Raw genomic sequence first — 774 nt, 5'->3', positions numbered from 1 at the left:
CGTCTTGAGCTGCTTGGCTGACGTGATCCAGTGTATCCAGTCTACGCGCGCGATGGTCGTCGTGGCGTTCCACACTTCACAGGCTCGAGGGATGGCTGCCAGTGCCGCCTGCAGATCCGCCGGGATCTCGGGTTCGGGTTCGCTGGCGACAGGGGCGAGCTCCAGTGTCACGACATCCCCGGCGGCTGCGCCTGCGGCTTCCTGCAGGGTGCTGCTGACCTGCAGCCAATGGCTCAGTTGGCCATCCGGCTCAAGGGTCGCCTGGAACGGGTGGCCATTGAGCTTGCCGGCAACGGTCGTCCTGCCGCGTCTTGGCAGCTGTTCGCTGGCTTCCCTCGGCAGTACCACGAACGTCCATGACCTGTCGCCGGCAGGCTTTGCCGGGCGCAGAAGCCTTGCTTCGAAGCGGCATTTCACATCGGCTGTCGTCACGGCAAACCCTCCGTTCAGTACGCCTGGCCATGGATGCACGCGCAATGGCGCACAGGCAGCGGGCGGTTTCGATGGATGACCTTCCGGGTCATGCTGGAAATCCTTCTCTGGTTCGCCGTCTGTGGCGAGGCGCTGGAGTGTCTGGAGGTTATACCGCATGTCGGATAGCTGTTGGGAGGTCGTGATCCCGCGCTGAGCGTCCGGCCGCCGGAGCGCGCCGCCATGATCGCGGATGCATCCGCTGCTACGGATCGGCTTGCGGCTCCAGCGTATGGGCTTGTCGCGGCAAACGCAGCAGGTCGACCTGCCACCAGGTCGGCAGCAGGCGACGGACTTCTGGGC

At 65.1% G+C, this 774-nt stretch carries 1 protein-coding gene; it reads right to left on the bottom strand.

Annotated features, from left to right (window positions below):
- Window positions 1-432: YdeI/OmpD-associated family protein (locus J0A65_RS24665; protein WP_332874382.1), on the bottom strand; the 432-nt coding region annotated here is incomplete at its 3' end.
- Window positions 433-774 lie beyond the last annotated feature (342 nt).

The sequence above is a fragment of the Bowmanella yangjiangensis genome (assembly GCF_017255015.1).
Taxonomy (GTDB): Bacteria; Pseudomonadota; Gammaproteobacteria; order Enterobacterales; family Alteromonadaceae; genus Bowmanella; species Bowmanella yangjiangensis.
Note: the sequence above shows the minus strand (reverse complement) of the source record. Positions and strands in the feature narration are given on the sequence as shown.